The sequence below is a fragment of the Peribacillus sp. YIM B13472 genome (assembly GCF_042788005.1).
GTDB lineage: Bacteria > Bacillota > Bacilli > Bacillales > DSM-1321 > Peribacillus > Peribacillus simplex_E.
This window is the reverse complement of the sequence record NZ_JBHZPG010000010.1, coordinates 140,540-162,235: the sequence shown is the minus strand read 5'-3', so window position 1 is coordinate 162,235 and position 21,696 is coordinate 140,540. Positions and strand designations below refer to the sequence as shown.

Sequence of the window (21,696 nt, the reverse complement as noted above, 5' to 3'; positions counted from 1 at the left end):
GATCATGACTGCAGTTGCAATCGAACACCAGTTAACGGATAAACAGGAGGAAGTCGTCAATTATGAAGGCGAGGAATTATTACTAAAGGGGATTGCCGGGAGCGGTAAAACAACTGTGCTACTTAGGAAAGCACGGAAAATGATTGAAAAGGATCCATCCGTTAGGATTGGCCTTTTTACCTATAATAAAACGTTAAGTCAATATGCTAAGAAGATTGCTGAGCAAATTGGACCGAATAATTTATTTGTCTATACCTTTCATGGCTGGGCATATGGAGCATTGCGTGATGCATTGAAAAGAAGTAGGTTGATTGTTACAAGCACAAGAGATCAAAAGGAATACTTGAAAAATGCCATGGCTATTATTAGAAAGGAATCCAAGCATCGTTTTGTCATTGAAGAGAAATTCGGTGAATTCTTAGGCGAGGAGATTTCATGGATTAAAGGGAAAGGGATTAAGAATTTAATAGAATACCAAACTGTATCACGTGCCGGACGAGGCAGTTCAATTAGGGTGACGAAACTGGATCGAAAGGTTATTTATGGTATTTTCGAAGAGTACGAGAGGGTGAAGAGAAACGCAAGAAAAATGGATTATGATGACTTTGCGTTGACGTTACTGGAAAATAAGGAAAAGATAAAGGATACATTTAAGTTTGATCAAGTCATGATTGATGAAGGTCAGGATTTACAACAAGTACAGCTGATGCTGTTACGGTCTATTGCCAAAAAAGGATTTGTTGTTGCCGCGGATAAGGGGCAGAAGATTTACAAGACGTCTTTTTCATGGAAAGAAATTGGTATTAATATACTTGGAGGAAGAACGAAAATTTTACAAAACTCCTTCCGGTCGACGAAACAGATTATTCAAATGGCTCATAGTCTGCAATTACATGATTCTATTGTCAAGGACGAGGAATATGTTGCCACAATTTTACCAGAATACACCGGTCCTGTGCCAGATGTATTTCAATGTGATTCAAAAGAAAAACAAGATGCCGCAATTGTAACCACAATAAAAACCTTTTTGCAGGAGAATCCTGATAAAACTATTGGAGTTCTTTCAAGGGGCTGGAAAAGTATCAATAGGCTTTACTATGGATTGCAAGCTGAATCGATTCCACATGAGTTTATTAAAAAGGAACAAGGTGATGTCCATACTCCCGGGGTTAAACTTACAACTTTCCACTCCGCAAAGGGTTTGGAATTTGATTACGTTATTATCTTAGATTTATTTGAGGATAATGGTGATAAAGAACTTCAGGATGAGGAATACATGGAAGTCGAACGCCGTCTTCTCTATGTATCGATTACACGTGCCAAAACGTATTTACAGCTCTATTATTATGACCAACCCTCCTCACTGCTGAAGGAGATTGATTCTAATTTATACATAAAGCATAAAATTTAAGGAACTAATAGGTTGGACTGGGATAATAAGAAATCATGATTCTTTCTTTTATAAGCAATGCCCCGGAAACTTGCCGGGGTTTTATGTTTGGATAAAAGACAGAAATGATTAGTATACAAATGAATCTATGACATATTTAAATAATCCCTTTTATCCCAGATAAATCTTCAATAATAATTGCTTACAAATTAAACCTAGAACAGTTTTGCAAAAGTATGGATAAAAAAGAGAAAAATGAGAAATCCTCATCACTCCCTTTTTTAAAACATTTTCTGTATGAAACTTTTACTTGTTTTTAAAGCGATTTGTAAAAGAAATGAATTTTAGTCTATCTATATTATGAAACCCAATGGATGTACAATTTATCCAAGAGTTGAGAACTATTTAAATTGCTTAATGATATCTACTCCTTTCGAAATATGAATAAGAAATAGTAAATACCAATTTCTTATTGAACTAATTGTGCGTGTGCTTAAATTTCTTTAAAGCCGCTTTTACTTTATTATACTGAGGGAGTACAAGAGTTTGGTTCAACAATTGGCCAATTTATTAATGAAAATGTTGTTATTTTTAAAACCGAAATGGTACATTAAGATTAGCAAACCACATTTTGGACTTTCAATTAAAGTCGTGCAAAAGTTCTTTTTTTCACAGGCGATCAAGTCCTTATCACGGACGCTTATTTATTGGCATCATATAGTGCCTTTGATACGAGATGCTTGTATAATTTAGATAAAAAGAAATGAAAAGAAAAGTCCATTAATTTAGTTTATAGTAAAAGGGGAATCATCAAAAATTTTTCTTGAGTGTTAAAGGAAAAATAAACTAAAAATTGTAAAATAGGAGAAGAAAATGAAACTGAAGATTCATTCCCATAATTTCGCCGAGAATATTCTCTCTCAAGAGCCATTTAAACAAACATATGATGAGCTAATGAATATTTGCAAACAAGCCCCAATTCCTATATATAAAAATAAATCCGCGAATCAAAAGAAACTGGATGTAATTCAACAAATTATAGATTCATATTTAAATCTAAGACTAAAATTCGATGGCTGGAACCATGATGAGCATTTTCCTATAAATGATAAGGAATATTTAACGATTGACTATAAAAAAATTGTTTCAAACGAGGAACAAAACTACAATATTCATCTTGAAGTGGAATTTGGAAACGTAGCCAGTACTTATCGGAACTATTTTAAACTCCAATTTTTAAATTATAAAAAAAGTAATAATATTGGTGTGTTAATATTACCTACGGAAAGTTTATCAAAGCGAATAGACAGTGGAATAGCAACATACGAAAAAACTGTGGGTGAAATGGAATCGGCTAACGGGATATTTAATTTCCCAATCTTAGTGATAGGGTTAGACTATAATGAAGAAGATGAACTACCGCTGAATACAGGGGAGCTCACATTGAAAGAACTCCAAAGTAAATCCAATATTAAGCATGAAATGTTTGTTAGGGATTTTATAAAGAACTTAAAGCATGAATAATTAATGGATGAGGTCATGCTAAATAAATAGTAGAAAATGATGGCAGCTGACCTTTGGTTGGTTGCTTTTTTTGTCTTAATCAAAAATTGGGTATACATTAAAGGATTTATTCTTGAATAATTCATATGGAATTCGTATGACATATTAAAATGATTGTACAACAAACTTAAACTTTGGAAAACATATGGATTATTACTCTAGGACCATTGTAAACCGTTTGCTATAATTAAACATGAAACTATAAGTATATAGTTTCATGTTTAATTTTTTCAAGGTAGAAAATGATCAGTGTTCATTTTTTTGAATATATATTTTTATAGGCTTTTAAAAAAATTTAAAGACATACTGAGGTGTTTTAGTAATTGCAGAATAATAATTTTGGATTTTTAGAGGGGAAGTTTCCGAAATTAGCGGAAATTGGTCGGCAGATTGAAGATGTCTTTTATAATGATCCACAAACGGTTTTAATAAAAGGAAGAATATTTTCTGAAGAGCTATTGAAGGAAATTGCTAAGCAACATGAAGAGCTTGAAAATATAAGCTACTTAAAATTGGTGGAACGGATCCAGCTTCTAGAGAAAGAGGAGATTTTAACAAAGGATATTGCAAGATCTTTCGATACAATCCGTTATTTAGGAAATAAAGGAACACATGAATTCATTGATAATGATTTGGAAAATGCCTTCAAGATGCATAAACGGTTGTTTGAAGTATCAGTTTGGTTCATGGAACTTTATGGGGATTATTCATTTGTTGCACAAAAATATAAATATCCACAACCGAAAAGTGATTTAAATATATTTAGTGAACTTGAGGAAAAGACCTCAAGCTTAGAGAAAAAATTGGAATTGATATTGACAGCATCCAAAGCAGCTGCAGCTACAGTTGAAACTGAGAGCGAAGTTCCTGTAATTCGGGAAAATGCGCCACAGCCTAATCTTGTATATGAAAAAGAAATAAGTGACCAATTTGAATTCACTCTTGAAGAAGGAGAAAGTTATTTACTTAAAGAGCTATCGAAACTAAAGGAATCTTCGCAAGAGGCCATCGAGAATTCAAATCAATTTAGTGGTTTTAAAGAATATTTACATGTGAAAAGGTCGATTCAAGATGATTTGGAGCAGGCATTAAATAGGTCGGTAAGTAGGAATCAGGCTCAGTTGATTTTCTTGTGTGGAAGTGTTGGTGATGGAAAATCCCATTTGCTTGCATATTTGAAAAATAAATATCCTGACTTGGTAAATCAGTTCATGATTCATAACGATGCCACCGAGAGTTTCGATCCGCAAAAGAGTTCTTTGGATACATTGGCTGAAATTTTGAAGCCTTTCAGTGATGAAAAAATTAAAGGTGCTCAAGATAAATTGATTTTGGCCATTAATTTGGGAGTCCTGAATAACTTCATGGAATCACCTTATGCGTTGGAAAACTTCAAAATATTATCTGAATTCATTAAAGCGGCCAATGTCTTTGAAACTTCAACCATTACGGAAAACAAAGAGAATGACAACTTTCATTTAATCAGTTTTAGCGATTATCAACCCTTTGAATTAACGGCAAGTGGATCTGTTTCGGAATATTATTCAACCCTTTTAGAGCGTTTAGTGAATAACACGGAGGAAAATCCTTTCTACCGAGCGTACTTAAGGGATAAGGAAAGGATAAAAGGTTTCTTTATCACTAACTATGAATTACTGATGTTGCCGGAAATTAGGAAAGGAATAGTGGATTTGCTAATTCAGGCTATCATCAAGCATAAAATGATCATTTCAACACGATCTTTACTCAATTTCATTCATGATATCATGGTGCCGGCTAATCAGGAAGTGGATTATATTAATTCTGATGCTGTTCAAAAGACGGAAGGTCTACTTCCTTACCTTCTTTTCGAAGGAAAGGATCGCTCCCATTTGTTGTCAGTGATTTCAGCATTGGACCCAATTCATAAGCGTACGGATGTAGTCGATCAAATACTGATTGAATTGAATAATTCATTGGATATCAAGGATACCTTCAATAAGTATATTGACCTGTCCTCCCTTGGAGATTGGGCAAAGGAAATAGAGGGTGTTGGTGCATTCCATGATTTAACGGAAGCCTCCCGTCATCTGTATAATAAGGCGTTAATCCGCTTGGCTTATTTTTTAGCCAATGAAGTGAAGGAAGTCTTTGTGGACAGCGACTATAAGGAATATCTTTCATATTTATATCATTTTAATATAGGGGATAGGAATGGTTTGAGGAGGATAACGAATTTATTGAAAGAATCCATTTTCCTTTGGAACGGTACCCCAAAGAATGATTATGTATATATAGATAAATCGAATGAAAACATTCAAGTGGCGCAATCATTAATGATCAAACCTTATTTTGGGCACTTGGAAAGTGGTGGCGATGGTGTATTAAATAGGTTTCATTTGACGATTCGTTTAGCATTTGGTGATGAATCAAGGAGAAATCCTTTCTTTATGGAGATTGATTATCCTTTATATGAAATGTTGGTTAAGTTGTCTAAAGGATATCGTCCCAATAAGAAGGATAAAGAAGATTGCATTCAATATGTTGAATTTATAGATAAAATCATGCAGCACGGAAATAGGGAAAAGGAGTTATTATTCGTAAACCTTCAATCCAATAAAGCGTTTAAATTGATTTATGATGATGACTACGAAGAATTCACGTTCAGAAGGGATTAAGTGATGGTTGAGCAGAAAAATTTACAAGAATTAAGAGATTCCTTATCTATCAAGCCTGATAATGCAGGGCTTAAACATACAATCAATCGTAAGAGCACCTTTTTGCCATTTACCACGAGGGGTACGGAGCGACCTAAGTTCCGTAAGGGATTTGAAGGCGTTCTAGGTGAGTTTACCCGTAATATTTCATCAAATCATTTGAAGGAAAAGTTGAATCTTGAGGATTTGATTAAAAATATCAGCCAGGTAGTCGATGTTTCAGAAGAGGATAAACCATTCTTTGAACAAATACTCCGCCTGTATTTACAAGATAAAAAGGGCAATATTAAAGTGTTCCACCCACACGTTTTTCAATACCTGCCCTTTAATGAGGGTCCTGAAATGAAAGGGGAACAGGAGATTGCCAAATTTTTGTCCGATGTCTTGATAGAAGCGGATAAGGAATTCGGGAAAATGTTTGAAAAGAATTCATCCGATGATTTAGTGGCGAAGTTAGTATTGCATCAACTTGCCGGGGTGGAGAAGACGGATGCTAAAATAAAATATTCAAGCAAACTTCCATACATTTCAAAGATGTTTAAAGAGGATTTCTTGTTTTTGGCGCAACATGAGGATTACTTTAAAAGTCATTATGAAATATTCTTAAGTTATTATTACTTTTTTTATATTACCCAATTGACTTTAAAGATTTCTCAAAAAGGAAAAGGTAAACTCGATTTAAACAATGAAATTTTTTACACTTTGGATTGGGAAGCAACGAGTAAAAATCGTAAGAGCTATGGTTATGGTTACCAGATGATCAAGGAAGCCGCACGTACTCTATTAATTGATATCAATAGTTTAGAGCATTTGAACTTCTTGATGGGAACTGATGATTCCCAGAGTTATTCTGAATTGCAGCTGACATATGAACAGTTGTCTTCTGATGAAAAAGAGGTGCTATTGGGCCTGCTTAATCAATGGATAGTGGAGTATCGCTTTCATCTAGCTCTACCCGAACAAAACTTACCTGAGAATTTAACATATGAAGATCTGGTTGCAAAGCTATATTCAAGCATTGAAGAGGCATACGAAAAGCCGACGATGCAAGGTCCACGAAATCGGTATAGTTTGTCAATTGAAGAAATCGGAAAAAAGTTCTTCCTGAAAACAAGGGGTTCATTAGGTTACATGTTGAATGTTAGCCAGGATTTATTATTGTTGTTAACCGCACTTAGTTTAAAAAAAGAACGAAAGTCATTAAAGCAGGTTTTCCTTGATTTGGAACTCCGGGGCTTATATTTAGATAGATATTCCCGAGAAGAAATCGTTAAATTATATGATAAATTGAATTTGTTAGACAAAAAGAGTGATAGTGGGGATGCCCAATATGTTAAACCAATTTTATAAATACCTATCTGAGAAATTAATCAATTATTTTAATCAAGTCACTTTACAAGGTGGAGAACGCTTTTATCTGCAATTTGATAATGAGGAACAAGTTAATGCGTTTTACGAGTTCCTGGAATCTGATGAAACATCAGGCATTTTTAGATATCAGCATCATCAAGGCTCCCCGTATACAACATTTTCGCTTCAATCCGGAAGAGTGAAAATCGTCGTTGCGGCAACTTCCGAAAATGTGACCCCCGATTTCTTGGTAACACTTCGGAATCAAGTGGGGGAACAGAAGGGAATTTGGTCAGGAACTGCATTACTGAGCATTTGTCATGAAACACTGGACAGTATAAGGGGTGGAAGTAGTGACTTACAAAAAGAAGGAATGCCTTTCAATGTAAAGTCAATATTAAGGACTTTGAAAGAAGAAATCGAAAAGAATAAGTCCCTGGCAGCCGATCAAAAAGAGTTGTTGAAATTTCACCTTAACAAGAAATTGGAAGAATCTTTTATTCAATCATCATTATGGGATTATGAAGAGATACTAGGCTTCCTATCACAAGGACAGATAAAAAAAGAAGACTATTCCCATTTAGGACTTTTCTATGACGGGAAATTGAATCAGTATCCTCAAAGCCAAATGAAAAAAAGATTGGAAGAAAACTATGCTTTATTCGAAAAAGTGCAACATATACATGAATATGAAAACCTTCAAAACCAGTTGGAAAAAATATTTGATGATAAAGGTGTCCAAGCCTTACGCAAGGAAAGTTGGAATGAACTAGACTATGGATTTGTGAAGGAATCAGCCGATAATGTAGTAACTGGACGGACTCTTGGTTATATTGAAAGTCCGAAAAAGAAATCCAGTGAAGGGTTATTCTATTGGGAAAAGCCTCACAAAGATACCAATGTTGGCCAAAGAAAGCGGCATTTGATTGTTTTTAATACAACAAAAGTAAGCCAAGTAAATCTTACCTTTGAATTTGATGAGCGTCTAAAAAAAGAATTCATCCATAAAAAATCCGAAAACTTGTGTAGTGTATCAGGGAAAAAGCTAGTGATGTCCCTAGCTCATGAACCTAATAGCACCACTTTCCACCAAGTCGTCTATACACATAACAATCAATCGAAATCCAAGTATGATTTCAATATTGCCATTGTTGAATGCGACCAGGATTTCTTGGGGGAAATTAAAACGCTATATGAAGTCAATAGTAAAACCAAAAAGATCATTTTAAATAAAAAAGACGAAATGATTACCTTTGGAGATAAAGATTCTGGTAGGAATGAAATATTCGTTGAAGAAGAAAACCAAGTCATCATGGAATCGGATCAAGGGATTGAAATTTCAAATGCCTCTTCAGCTTGGAATGATGATAACTTACATTTCCAGATACAAAAAAATGGAGCCCTAATTCCATTCAATATAAAGGAAGAAATTTCTAGGGTAACTCCCATTACGGGAAGCAGAATATGGAAACTTAAAAGGGAACAGTTAGAGGATTTCCATTATGATGTCGAAAATAATAAGTTAAAACAAAACACACGTGAGTTTTCAGCACGTGAAGAAATAAAAGTATATTTATTGGATGAAAAAGAGTGGGTGGGTAAAGGACTTTTCCATGCGAAGCGAGAGGTAACTGGGCTTGAAGGTTTTAGTCTTGATTTAAACGTGGAAATTGAACGGGCTTATAACGATTTGCTTGGGTATTATAAATCGCGAAACTTATTACCTAGTCTTTCATATATGAACGAAGAGCTTTTCGATTTATCCTTAAAGTACGTAAATTCTTTCATTAAATTGATTTCGGGAATTCAGGAGAATGTAATTTTGGCGGAACAATCCAAGAACTTATTTAAACTTGGAACAATCATAGAAGAAGATAAAATTTCATTTACACCTTTACACCCTTTAAATGTGGCATACCAATTGGAAATCAATAAAAGGTTGAAGAATGAGCCAATAGAATTGCATATATTGGATAGGCTACATCCCAATAATTTACTTCCATATATTTATGGGGAGGATAAAGAAATCTATCGCCCTATAAATCAGAAAGATGCTCCAGAATGGATGATTTATGAGCCGATGCAAAAAGTGGCAATAGGGGAATCAAATGCGTTCCTAGCTAATGTAGTGGAGGAAAAATTAAATCAATTCGTGCAGCACTTCCCTTTTCTATTTTTAAAACAATCTAAATCACCGATTCAAATAAATGTAATTAACATCAGTAATGATCATGAGGTAGTTAGAGGACTCATCAATTTCATCAAAAAGCAAATTGATAAAAAAGGTGCATCTGAAATCGTTCCGATTGAAGTTGCCCTTTATGATGATAAAGCTTCCGTCAGTGCCTTCGAAAAGTTTTCCATGAATGACGATGTGGAAGAATTTGAAGCAACGTTCAATGTATCATTAACCACCAAAAAATTGGATGCAGTTGATGTTTTAAGGTTGATTCGGGAAAACGTGCTCTATTATAAACCATTGAATGTAAATGAATATGGCTATGCCCATATTTCGTTTTATAAAATGATATCGAACGATTCACCAGCTAAAAATAAAATCCAGGATATTGATACTGGCTTGTCATTGAAAGGGCTTCTTTCATCCATATCATTCTTGGAAACGGAGAAGGATTATCGTACGGGTTTTGGATTGAAGAACGCTGAACATCAAACCAATGAACTTATCTCTATTGCCATTTGTTTGAATGAGTTAGCTAGCAACCTCGATAGCGGGGGTACCAACCCTTATCGTAAGGATGAAACAATCGTTACAAGAACAGCCAATTATGATGAAGATATACTGAATCAATTGTATGATACGTCATATTGGGTGACTTTTATAGAACCTAATGTCGATTTGAACTTTTTCCAAAGTGCATCCCGGAACCTATTGGTAATTCATTATAGTGATCAATATTCGTCCTCCACACAATATGATGCAATCACCGTTACGGATAAATCAGCACAATATAAATTAATAATCGAGCAATATCTAGCTGGTCAGGAAATCAATGCTCAGCCAAGTCAAATTGAAACGGCAATTCGTGGGTTCAATAGCTTAAATGGTGAGTGGCTACTCCGGATAATTGGCAGTAAAGGACACTTTTCCCGAGAAAAGTTAAGTATCATTTCAGCGATACGTTATATCCTCAGTACTTTGGATCACGAAAACATTCTTTGGGTGCCTATATCATTGGAGGAAGTATTGCGTATTGCAGGAGCAGTAAGGTTAACGAAAAGTGAAGGTGTATTTTCTGCGAAAAACCTTAATGTCAAAGGTATGCATAGTGATGATTTGCTTTTGATTGGCATTGAAACCAGAGGTGAGGATACCTTTGTGCATTATTATCCAGTAGAAGTGAAAATAGGTTTTAATCAAGAATCGACTATCGTTAAAGCAAAAGAGCAAATTAACAAAACTCAACAATTGTTTAAAACTCAATTAGCCAAATATAATGAGGATGACCAAGCATTATTCAAAAATGAATTCTTTAGGAACTTCTTCATCCAATTGTTATTGTCTAATGCTGAGAAATTGATTGATAATGATATCTGGCCCGAAAAGGATTACTCCCGAATCCATTCCCTGAAAGAAAAATTGTTGAATGATGATTATCAATTAAGTAACCATCTCCAACCGTTTATCGGAAAAGGGGCGGTGTTATCCTTTAAAAAGGAACAAACATGGAGATCGATTAGACTGGATGATGATATTTTGGTCGTCGATTTAACTGAGGATGATGGATATTCAGGTGTTATCACTGAGATTGAAACCCTTAAAAGGAATATTAGAAGTGCAAAAACAGACATTAAACCAGAAACTTTACTGTTCCATAAATATCGATTTAAAATAGTGGATCCCACTGATTCACTGTCCGAAGGTGTTACAGGAATAACTGGTATAGAACCACCAAAAGCAAAACCAGAACCAGAACCAGAACCAGAACCAGAACCAGAATCAGTTATCGTAGACCCGAGTATTCCAACCATTCCTGAGTTAAAGGATGTTAGGGTTCTTTTAGGAACTGTAGAAGGGTCCACGAAAAAAGTGTACTGGGAATACGGTCACCGGGAACTAGCAAATCGCCATATTTTGATTTCTGGAAAGTCAGGGCAGGGAAAAAGTTATTTCATCCAATGCTTATTATTGGAATTATCGAGAAGTGGTATCTCCAACATCATTTTTGATTATACGGATGGATTTAAAAATTCTAAACTTGAGCCACAATTCAAAGAGCAATTAAATGGTAGTTTGGAACAATTCCTGGTTGCAAGGGATAAGTTCCCAATCAACCCTTTCAAGCGTAATCAAAAGGAACTTGATGAGGATGAATACATGGATGAGGATAACACGGACATTGCTGAGCGAATTAAAGGTGTATTCTCGTCGGTATATAAAGATTTGGGCATCCAACAGCAAAATGCAATTTATGAAGCTGTACTTCGCGGGTTGGATAAGTATGGGGACAGCATGAATTTAGAATTGCTCTTAGTGGAACTTGGAGAGGACAATACAGGTCCAGCCAAAACTGCACGGTCTCAAATCAAGCCACTTATAGATAAAAATCCATTCAAGAGCGATGGTGAATATAATTGGGGAGAAATTTTATCTCAAAAAGGTAAGGTGTGCATAGTTCAGCTAACTGGCTATAATCGGGATGTTCAGATGATGATTACTGAATTCATTTTGTGGGATTTATGGAATTATCAATTAAATCATGGAGATAAGACTAAACCTTTGGCTGTCATTTTAGATGAAGCCCAAAATTTGGATCACCGTGAAAAGTCCCCAAGCGCTAAAATTTTGTCGGAAGGAAGAAAGTTTGGCTGGTCAGGTTGGTATGCCACTCAATCATTCAGAGGTCAGTTTACCATCGATGAAATATCCAGGTTGCAAGGTTCGAGCCAAAAAGTTTACTTTATGCCACCGGAAAATGAAATTAGTTCAATTGCCGCCAATCTTGCTCAAGATAGTCATGCAAGAAAAGAATGGGAACGCAAATTATCCACATTAAAAAAAGGGCAATGTGTCGTCTCGGGGCCTATGCTTCAGGATGATGGTACATTGAAACATAGTATGCCGATTGTCATTGATATAAGTTCATTGGATGAAAGATTGAAATGAAATACAAAAGGCTCCTGTTTTCTAGGAGCCTTTTAATATTTTTATTTTGTTTATCGTCTTGATATCATTTGCATGGTACCCTTTCTTAATTAATGCTGCGGCATTTATATTTTAGTTCTCCATAGTATGGGTATTTAAAAATGGAATCATTAATTCTTTTACTATTACTTCTTTACACTTTAAAATGATAGAGATAGGATATATAATATTAAACTATTATATTCAGTAGCAAAGAGAATTTAAATAAATTATTTAAGGTAATCCTTGATTCTTTAGGGGATTATCATTCATTATAGGTATAAAAGCCGAAAGGATGTTCGGTCATGATAAATGCAATTGAATTGTTTGCGGGGGTCGGGGGGTTTCGCCGTGGCCTAGAAGCTGCAAAAGGATTTGAAGTGGTTTGGGGTAACCAATGGGAACCATCAAAAAAATCACAGGATGCTTTTGAATGTTATGCAAGACAGTTCGAAAAAGGCGTTCACTCCAACGAAGATATTACAACAGTGGACGAAAAGATGTTTGTAAATAAAGGGATTGAATTAATTGTAGGCGGATTTCCCTGTCAAGATTATTCAGTTGCCAGGGGTCTTTCCGGAGAAAAGGGAATCCAAGGTAAAAAAGGGGTGCTTTTCTGGGAAATAATGAGGCTAGTGGATGGAATCAGGCCAAAGTATATCTTGCTGGAAAATGTGGACAGATTATTGAAGTCACCATCGAAACAGCGGGGAAGGGACTTTTCCATCATGCTGGCAAGCTTCAGGGATAAGAATTATTCGGTTGAGTGGAGAGTAGTTAATGCCGCTGAGTATGGACAAGCCCAGAGGCGACGCAGGGTCTTCATTTTTGCTATAAGGAACGATACGCCGTATGCCATAAGCAGATTTAACGAAGGTGAAGCCGCCATGCTGCATGAGCGAGGTTTCTTCGCAAATGCATTCCCGGTGAAGTTGGAAATTTCCACAAAGCATAAGCCCGATTGTTTCATGATGGAAGAAGATCTTTTGGAAATATCGGATTCATTCTCGAAGACTTATTTGAATGCAGGGATAATGAGAAATGGCAAGGTTTATACTGAGCAACTGGTTCCCATAGAGGAGAAACCACGTATGTTAGGTGAAATCTTACAGTCAGGTGTCGATGAAAAGTATTATTTGAACGAAAGTGCAATCAACAAGTTTAAAGAGTTTAAAGGGCCGAAAAAGATTGAGAGAATCGCTGTGACTGGACATAAATATACCTTCTCCGAAGGTGGGATGGCTTTCCCGGATGCTTTGGATAAGCCCGGCCGTACGATGCTGACAAGTGAAGGTACAGTGAATCGGAGTAGCCATGTGGTGGAAGACCCCGAAACGAAAAGGCTTCGCATCCTTACCCCGGTGGAATGTGAACGATTGAATGGGTTCCCTGATCATTGGACGGAAGGAATGTCCGAACGGATGAGGTACTTCTGTATGGGAAATGCTTTGGTGGTCGGACTGGTAGAAAGAATGGCCAAGCGAATCCTTGAAATCGAGGAAGAAGATATGGAAGCCATTAAAGTGAATCCACAACAACTACAACTTAGTTTATATTAAATTTAGAGTGGTCCCTGGAAAAATTTTCAGGGGCATTTTTATTGTATCTCATCTTCCTTGGCATTATCGATGAAAGTGGTGATTTTTTCGATGGTATTTTCAAAATCCTTCCTTACCTCATGCTCCCAGATTCGTAAGATATGCCAATTTCCATCTGCATAATATTTTGTGATTTCTAAATCCCGTTCCTGGTTTCTCTCAAGCTTCTTCTCCCAAAATTCAACATTGCTCTTCGGCATTTTTCCATGTATCGGGCAAAAGTGCCAAAAGCACGAATCGATGAATATGACGACCTTATATTTTTTGATGGCGATGTCTGGTGTGCCCATCATTCCCCTGACATTCCTCCTGAATCGATAACCCCTATGCCAGAGTTCATGTGAAACAAACGTTTCCAGCTTCGAAACGGCTTTAATGGATGACATGATTTTACTCCGGGTTTCTTTCGTCTCTGGTAATCGTGCTTTATTTGCCATTTGAAGAATCCCCTTTCAGCAAAGAAGTGTTGTCCTTTATTCCTTTACTTTATTAGTACCAATCCTTCCGATTTATAAACATCATTAATGTTTATATAACTTGATTCACTTACAATTTAAGGTAAAAGAAGAAATAACCTGTATATAAAATTTGATTCATATATAATGGTATATATGCACTATTTTGGAGTTTAATTAAGGGGGGGACCCATTGGTAGAAGATATAGAATATTCCTATGTTTATTATGTGGACCATAAAGAGGCAGGGGAACAGAAACTTTTCCTATACAGACTTCTGAAGAGGGGAATAAAAGTATTTTTATTCACGAACGGAAAGATAGACTTTGCTGATTATTGCGAAATTGGTAAATACAAAAAGGCGAAGTTATACCAGGAGATGATTTGTATTGGGCATCCCATTCAGAAAGCAATCCAGATTAAGGATGGTCAAGGACTCGATCACCTTGATTCAATTATAGCTACCTATCCAGATTTTAATGTGGAACAATATCGAATTGAACATGCACCCCATGAGAAAAACATAATGGCGAAGGCTGGCGCCGGCACGGGAAAAACGACGGTCATGATTGACAGAATACTCTATTTGTTATTGAAAGCGAAAGTTGACCCTGCTGAGATTGTCATGATTACTTTCACCAAGGATGCCGCACATAATATGTATACAAAATTAAGAGAGAATCTTTTTAAGCGGTACCACCTGACAGGCCAACTGGAATTGTTAACTGTGATAGAGAATTTAAATAAGGTCCGAATACAGACTATCGATTCATTCTGTAAATCTCTTTTGAAGGAAATCGGTTCATTAAGGGGCTTCGGGTTGAATGTACGATTACGCAGTTTCAAAATGGATAAGAAGAAGTGGATTGAAGAGGAATTGGATTCCTATCTCAAGGCAGAATTGGCGAATGGAGAAGAGAGCATACAAGTTCTAATCTCTCCACTGAAAGTATATGAGTTGGTCGATACCCTTCTTAGCTTTTGGGAAAAATTCGAACAAAAAGGTTTTTCCACAGATGAAATCCTTCATGAAGTGGAGTTTGGAGAAGCGGATGGACCCCATCAGAAGATTAATGACCTGATTCAGACTGTTATAAGGAATGTGGAACGAAGGTTTGCTATCGAGAAAGAAACGTTGAATGCTGTGACTGTCAATGACCTGACACGGCAAATCGATCAAATAAGGCATGACCACGGTATGGAGGCTTTTCAGAACTTGTCCAATCCGATTTCGTACCTATTCGTGGATGAATTCCAGGATAGCGATGATGTACAAATTCGACTGATAGGCACAATTCAGGAAGCATTTTCGGCAACCTTATTTGTGGTGGGAGATGTCAAACAGTCCATTTATCGGTTCAGGGGTGCAAACCATACTGCATTCACCAGGTTGAAGGAAAAGCTGGATGAACGCGGAGTGGAAATCGATGATTCGGAATACGCGTTGACGAAAAACTACCGGACAACTAAACCTCTTCTAGGGCAAATGGGTGAATACTTTACACAATGGGGTGAAAAAGGCTTCCTGAAATATGGAATGGAAGGCGACATTCTGCAGGGAGTGAAGGACGACAATCGGGAAGAACCACTTACTATAGAGAGCAGAAGAGAAGATACGAAGGAGAACATGAAAACATATATCATGCCATTTGTTAAGGAAAGGTTCAAAATACTGAAAGAATCAAATAGCCAGAAACCAAGCGAGGATAAAGGGAAGATGGCTATATTGACAAGGACCATCGAAGAGGCAAGATTAATGGATAAATGGTGCAGGGAATTAGATTTGATGGCAAAACTTGAAGTCGGAGGCGGTTTTTTCACCTCGAAACCTGTGAGACAATTTTTCTCCCTTGTCTTAGCCCTTCTATATCCGGATAACGGTAAATACTTAGCGAACCTAGTTTATGGACCATATGGACAGGCCCAAAAATATATCTTGCATAAGGTCATCTCAGTAGAAGGTCATGACCAGGATGCGATTAGTGCCATTAAGGGGGCCACTAATTTCCCCTTTGAAGATTATGCTAGTCGGCTAGCTTCCCAGCCTGTTCTTTCTGTTCTCAGGTCGGTCATTTTGGAGAGAAAACCTTATGATTGGGTATTTTCCAGGAAGGTAGATGAATTGAGGGATAAAGCTTCCTATGAATACACGGATGATTATATTTTTCAGGAGGCTGCTGGGTATACGAATAATTATGAGCTTGCAATAGGTAAGCTATTTGAAATGTTGCATCAAAAATTTTCTGAAGATTTCGTTTCCCTTTATCAGATAGCTTCATGGCTGCAAGTGCAGATAGCAACTAACCGTGAGGAAGAAGATTTAATGTTGACGGATGGAAAAGTCATGGATTACATTCATATCTTGACTGTCCATCGAGCGAAAGGACTTGAATTCGATACGGTCATTATACCGTTCACGGAAAGGCCTTTCACCACTTCTTTCAGTAATATCATTTTTGATGAAGCAAGGAAAGAGATAGGCTGGAAAATCAACAAGCCTGGGTATGGATTGAAGGAAAATAGTAATTTCCAATCCATGAATAACCTTGAAGACCGAGAGTCGATTCAGGAGGAAACCAGATTGCTTTATGTTGCAATGACAAGGGCAAAGAAAGAACTGGTCATCATCAGGAATATGAAAAATGATTCCTTTAACTGGACTTGGTCGAAGCTTTTAACTCAAAATTAGATAGGATGATAGATGTGAGTGATACAGTTCGTGTAGTTACATATGAAAATCCATACACTTTTCATTTACTGCCTGACTTTCAGCCCTATATGGATACTGTACATATTTGTGCTTCGAGCTCTCTGGCACAAGGAGTGAAAAGGAAGAACCGAATACTTCATGCGTATTCCATTGGGGAGCTCATGAAGAAGTTTTATCCAAGATGGAATGATACAGAACATCGTTTCAACCAATATTCGCTACTGTCTGACCTTTTGCGTGACTGGGAAGGTGAAGAGAACTCAAAAGTCATCCGTTCATTTAAACGCAATAAACTAAATCTGCTTATCACGATGAGGAATCTGACAGAAATTGGGTTAAGGCCGGATGATATCCTTGATTTTTCAAAAAAGATAGAAGAGAAGCTTTTCTGTGATGTCTGGGAGAAAATGATTCCTAGCTTTACCCCGTATATGGTAGACTCCGAGCGGAATTTGAAAGATTATGAAACTATCTTTCAGGTTTTTTTAAATGAAGATTTGCCGATCAGGAACAAAACGATCGTGCTCCATGGTTTCTATTATATATCGCCAGGACAGCATTTCGTCTTTTCAAAATGGAAGGAAGCGGGGTTCGAACTTGTATTCATTAATCTATACAATGAACAGTTTCCAGAAATCTTTTCTTTTCTGGATGAGAATTTTTCCGAAAAGTATGGATGGGCTAAACGAGATAATTGGACCTTGACGACAGATCCATCGACATTACGGAGTGAACGATTCGCCTCGGTTTTACAAGGGAATGTATTGGATGGAAAGTTCGAAGGCATCCATGAAAAATCATATGAATACATGATAGAATTTGTCGGGGATCTGGAGGATGGCGTACATTATGTTTCTCCGAGCAATGATCAGCTACAGGAACGGATTCGTGAATTTAGGCCAGAGGCGTATGAAGGAGAAAGTCATTTTCTGTCTTATCCCATCGGACAGTACCTGCTCCATTTACATTCGATTAGTAATGAGGATAAAGGTGATTATTTTTTGAACGATAAAATCCTAATGGAGTGTTTTTCCTCGGGCTGGCTCAATTATGGGACAGACAATGCCCGAGATTATACGGAGCAACTGAATGCCATCCTCCCTTATTTCAGAAATTGCGAGACCATCGATGAATGGCGCGACCAGATGTTGAGATTGCAGGCTGCCAAAAGATCTTCTTCCCGTTCGATAAGGAAGAATCAATTGAAGAAAACGGATTATTTCAAGGCGGTCAGAATCAATCCTGTATTGAGGTTCTCTTTCTTTTCCGTCACCCTGAAGGATTTAAATGTTATTAAAGGGTTCATGGAAAAGCTTATTTCTGATGCCAAATGGTTAGTGAACATCGAAAATGAGCGGATTACCATCAAGACCCATTTTGACAGGGTCAAAAAGCTTCTGGATGAATCGGGTGTGAAGAATTCATTTCTAGGTTCAGTGGAAAGGGATTTGGTTAATCAGTTAGAAGGAATGCTGATGAGGCCAGTAGAAGATGGACGTACATATCATGTCAGCGATCTTGCTGAAGCCATCGTCGTCTATCTAAAGAATGGATTCGAGTTAGAATTGGAGAAAGAAAACGAAATGAACGACCAGAAAGTATCCATTCAAAGACTCGAACAATTGGATGGCCTAATCCTGTTGAATGAGGGAAAGGGGTTGCACCTTTGCGGAATGGATGAAAAGCACTTTCCAGAAGATAGTTCGCCTATGCCATGGCCGCTGTCGGAACAATTGATACAGCGATTGAATCGTCCAGCGTCTGATATGTACTTATATAGAAAGGGCAATCAAGGGGCCTTTGCGAAATACCTGTTTTACTTGGCGTTATGTTATGAGGGGCAAATTTCAATTTCATGGATTAAAAATTGGGATATCCATGAGCAGTTGGAGAGGTCGGTTTATGTTCAGCTTTTAGGGTTGGAGAAAGAGGCGAATGCTGGGAAGACTAATTATCAATATATGCCGATTAACATTCAACCAAATGATATTGAGATGGCGACCGTGCAAAATAAGCTTCTGAGTTTTCCAAGGGAAGAATTCGTAGAGATGTATTTATGCCAGCGCCGATTCTACTATAGTTCCGTCGTGAATGGCTATTCTAGTTACCGATCTCCCTTTCACCAAGAGTTTCTGGTTGGGAACCTGGTGAAAATTTATGCTGCTAGCGGACAGGACAAGTCGGAAATCATAGAGATTCTCGAAGGGTTGTTTCCCTATTTGACCCGCATACGTCTCCGATTCATCGTCGAGGAAAATCTGAAGGAGTATCTTGTACAAGGAATGAGAAAATATGGGCTAGGACGTAGACTATATTATGAAAATCTTGAATATCCGATGAGCACTATGTATTTTCAGTTTCTAACACATCATGGAGCTTTTCAAAACGAAAGGTGGAAGGGCTCATTCGAATTGATGAATAACAGGAAGGTCAATAAACAGGACATGGATCAATTCATTTCTCCGAAGGATGGCCTTCTGGTTGAAGCGGCACCTTCAGAGTTATGCAAGCTCTGCCCCCATAATGAATATTGTGAGGATGCTCTATATTCGGTGGATATTTCAAAAAAAGGGTTTGATGACATTGAGTGAGTTGTTATTCGACAAGGGAACATATGAATTAAAAATAAACAAAGCTTTCGACTTACTTGAAAAGGCGATGGAGAAGGTGCCTTCCATCGAAGAGGACATTTCAGAAAAAACTGAACGATTTCTGCAGAACATCGAGTTAAGCGAGGAACAGCAAAAAGTGGCTAAAATGAATTCGACCCACCTTCTGGTAAAAGGATCTGCTGGAAGTGGGAAGAGCATCACTCTCCTGACAAGAATGATGCAGAAAATGTCGGAAGATTTCGGAAAACGATTCTTGTTTGTATCTTTCAGTCAGGAATTGGTTAAGGATGCGGGAAACAGGTTTTTTAAATCAAAATATCATGACGCGCTGCAGAAACACGGTCATGAAGTCCAATTCATGACCTTTCATGAACTAGCGTATCGATTATTAAAATCGATGGGAATCGAGGTTAAATTATTTCAAACATCCCACAGGAACCTGAATCATAAAGATAATAACACAAAAGGGATGATGCTAAGGATATTGAACCTTCTCGATACGGAAGAGTTCGAAGGTTACCCTTCCATTCACACGATAAAGAAGACAAAAAATACTGCATTTTTAATGGACGAATTCGCTTGGATGAAGGGGAATGGCTTCATCTCAAAAGATGATTATCTTACCTGTGAGCGTAAAGGGCGTGGAAAGCTGCCGAACCTTTCTGCCAAACAACGGATTACTATTTACCGCCTATTTGAGATTTATAGGGAGGAACAACAGAAAGATTTTAAAAATAGGATTGACCGGGAAGATTATGCCCTCTTAATCATGGAGAATCTTCACAAGTTGCTTAATTCGGAGAAGTTCGATCATATTTTCATAGATGAAGTGCAGGATCTTCAACCAATGCAGCTGAGATTATTGGTTGCCATTAATAAGGGAACATTGACTTTGAGTGGGGATGAAAGGCAGCGAATCTATAAAAGCAGTCCCTTTTCCTATCAATCACTTGGCATAAAAGTACAAAGTGGGAACAACGTCGTATTGAAGCGTAATTGGCGGTCAACTTACCAAATCATGAAACTGGCAAACTCGTTGAATTTTAATCGATCGGATGAAGATTCCAAGTATGACGACGAGAAATATTTTCCAAGGCAGGGAGAAAAGCCACTAATTAGGGCCTTTAAATCCTATAAGGATATGCTAACCCAGGTTGGCAAACAAATCATGGACATTCGCAAGAGTAAACCGGATTCAACTTTCGCGATCATCCATCGTCAGCATGACATCCAAAAGGAACGAGATATGAAGACATTTTTTGGACGGTTTTTTAGTACAAACACTTATATCAAGAAGATAAACGTAAATAATGCGACGAGGCATGTAGAGGAACCGAAAATCTACTATCTTGAAGCTAAGGCTACAAAGGGATTGGAGTTCGACTATGTCTTTATACTGGACTTCAGCATCTTCTACTACCCGCATAAAGACGAAATAGACGATTTGGAAAAAATAAAACAATTTCGTTCCGAGGCCTTCCTTTCCGATAAAAAGGAAATTGAAGAAAAAGAAAAGCGAATCTTATATGTTTCTTTGACGAGGACGAAACAAGAGGCTTTTCTCTATTTCGTAGCTAGTGAGGATCCGGAAAAACGTATATCAACCTTTGTTAAGGAATTTTCAACAAAAGATTATATTGCTAAGGGATTTAGTAAGACTAAGGTATAAGTGGAAAAGGTGGTTAGAATATGTTCCCTTATGCTCTTCATTCCCTTATTTAATGATAGATTTGAAATATATATAAGAGTAGGAATCGAGTCAATGGGGAAAATATAAAATGAATCATTTTATAGATTAAGAGTATTGGTCTAACAGAGAGTTTTAATAATGGAGATGAACGACATGCTTGGTCAAAAGAGGATTATTCTGTGGAAGCTCTCCAGCTTAACTTTGAAATCAAACAGAATACCAGTGGGATTTGTTTGATATGACCAAGGATATTTGTGAATATCGACTTCATTATCACTTTGAGCGGAAGGCTAAATAAAAGAACCCATCCTAAAAAAGAGACATTCCCAAAAGGAATGTCTCCAACTCCTTATTGTTTCAGCAGTTAGGAACCCAAAATGAAAAACATCTATTAAAAAAAGATCTGAAACTTCATTTCGCATTAATATGGGAGCTTATTTTTGTGGTTCCCAAGGGGAGTGTGGTTGCAGGAAAAAGGGGGGGGACAAG

The 21,696-nt window shown here is 37.1% G+C and carries 10 protein-coding genes; 9 read left to right on the top strand and 1 reads right to left on the bottom strand.

From position 1 onward, the window contains the following. The first annotated feature begins 4 nt into the window (after window positions 1–4). The 6 genes from ACFX4I_RS10920 (at window position 5) to dcm (ending at window position 13,701) form a co-directional block, all read left to right on the top strand. Window positions 5–1,411, top strand: a complete 1,407-nt coding sequence (locus ACFX4I_RS10920; protein ID WP_330501566.1) for an ATP-dependent helicase — start codon at window positions 5–7, stop codon at window positions 1,409–1,411. Between the two features lie 852 nt (window positions 1,412–2,263). Then, window positions 2,264–2,914 (top strand): BglII/BstYI family type II restriction endonuclease, encoded by a 651-nt coding sequence (locus ACFX4I_RS10915; protein WP_377420540.1) that lies wholly within the window; start codon window positions 2,264–2,266, stop codon window positions 2,912–2,914. A 362-nt stretch (window positions 2,915–3,276) separates the two neighbouring features. After that, complete coding sequence (dptF, locus tag ACFX4I_RS10910; protein WP_377420538.1) at window positions 3,277–5,610, top strand: DNA phosphorothioation-dependent restriction protein DptF; 2,334 nt, start codon at window positions 3,277–3,279, stop codon at window positions 5,608–5,610. A 3-nt stretch (window positions 5,611–5,613) separates the two neighbouring features. After that, window positions 5,614–6,999 carry a DNA phosphorothioation-dependent restriction protein DptG gene (gene dptG, locus ACFX4I_RS10905; protein WP_377420536.1) on the top strand — a complete coding sequence of 462 codons (1,386 nt, stop codon included), beginning with the start codon at window positions 5,614–5,616 and terminating at the stop codon, window positions 6,997–6,999. Beyond that, on the top strand, window positions 6,980–12,124 hold the full coding sequence (gene dptH, locus ACFX4I_RS10900) for a DNA phosphorothioation-dependent restriction protein DptH (RefSeq protein WP_377420534.1): 5,145 nt from the start codon (window positions 6,980–6,982) through the stop codon (window positions 12,122–12,124). Before dptG ends, dptH begins: the two co-directional genes overlap by 20 nt. Window positions 12,125–12,447: 323 nt before the next feature. Beyond that, window positions 12,448–13,701, top strand: coding sequence for a DNA (cytosine-5-)-methyltransferase (dcm, locus tag ACFX4I_RS10895; RefSeq protein WP_377420532.1), 1,254 nt, complete (start codon window positions 12,448–12,450; stop codon window positions 13,699–13,701). A 38-nt stretch (window positions 13,702–13,739) separates the two neighbouring features. Here the strand turns inward: dcm and ACFX4I_RS10890 are convergent, their stop codons facing one another. Beyond that, the gene (locus ACFX4I_RS10890; RefSeq protein ID WP_377420530.1) at window positions 13,740–14,177 is read right to left on the bottom strand and encodes a very short patch repair endonuclease; all 438 of its coding nucleotides are present in this window, start codon (window positions 14,175–14,177) and stop codon (window positions 13,740–13,742) included. 211 nt (window positions 14,178–14,388) lie between these two features. Here ACFX4I_RS10890 and ACFX4I_RS10885 point away from each other — a divergent pair, with 211 nt between their 5' ends. Genes ACFX4I_RS10885 through ACFX4I_RS10875 form a run of 3 tightly spaced genes read left to right on the top strand, consistent with a single transcriptional unit; the run spans window position 14,389 to window position 21,186 of the window. Next, window positions 14,389–16,884 (top strand): UvrD-helicase domain-containing protein, encoded by a 2,496-nt coding sequence (locus ACFX4I_RS10885; protein ID WP_377420528.1) that lies wholly within the window; start codon window positions 14,389–14,391, stop codon window positions 16,882–16,884. Window positions 16,885–16,898: 14 nt separating this feature from the next. After that, window positions 16,899–19,496, top strand: a complete 2,598-nt coding sequence (locus ACFX4I_RS10880; RefSeq protein ID WP_377420526.1) for a hypothetical protein — start codon at window positions 16,899–16,901, stop codon at window positions 19,494–19,496. Continuing rightward, a complete protein-coding gene (locus tag ACFX4I_RS10875) occupies window positions 19,489–21,186 on the top strand; it encodes a UvrD-helicase domain-containing protein (protein ID WP_377420524.1) in 1,698 nt (565 codons plus the stop codon). The genes ACFX4I_RS10880 and ACFX4I_RS10875 overlap by 8 nt, the downstream gene beginning before the upstream one ends. Window positions 21,187–21,696 lie beyond the last annotated feature (510 nt).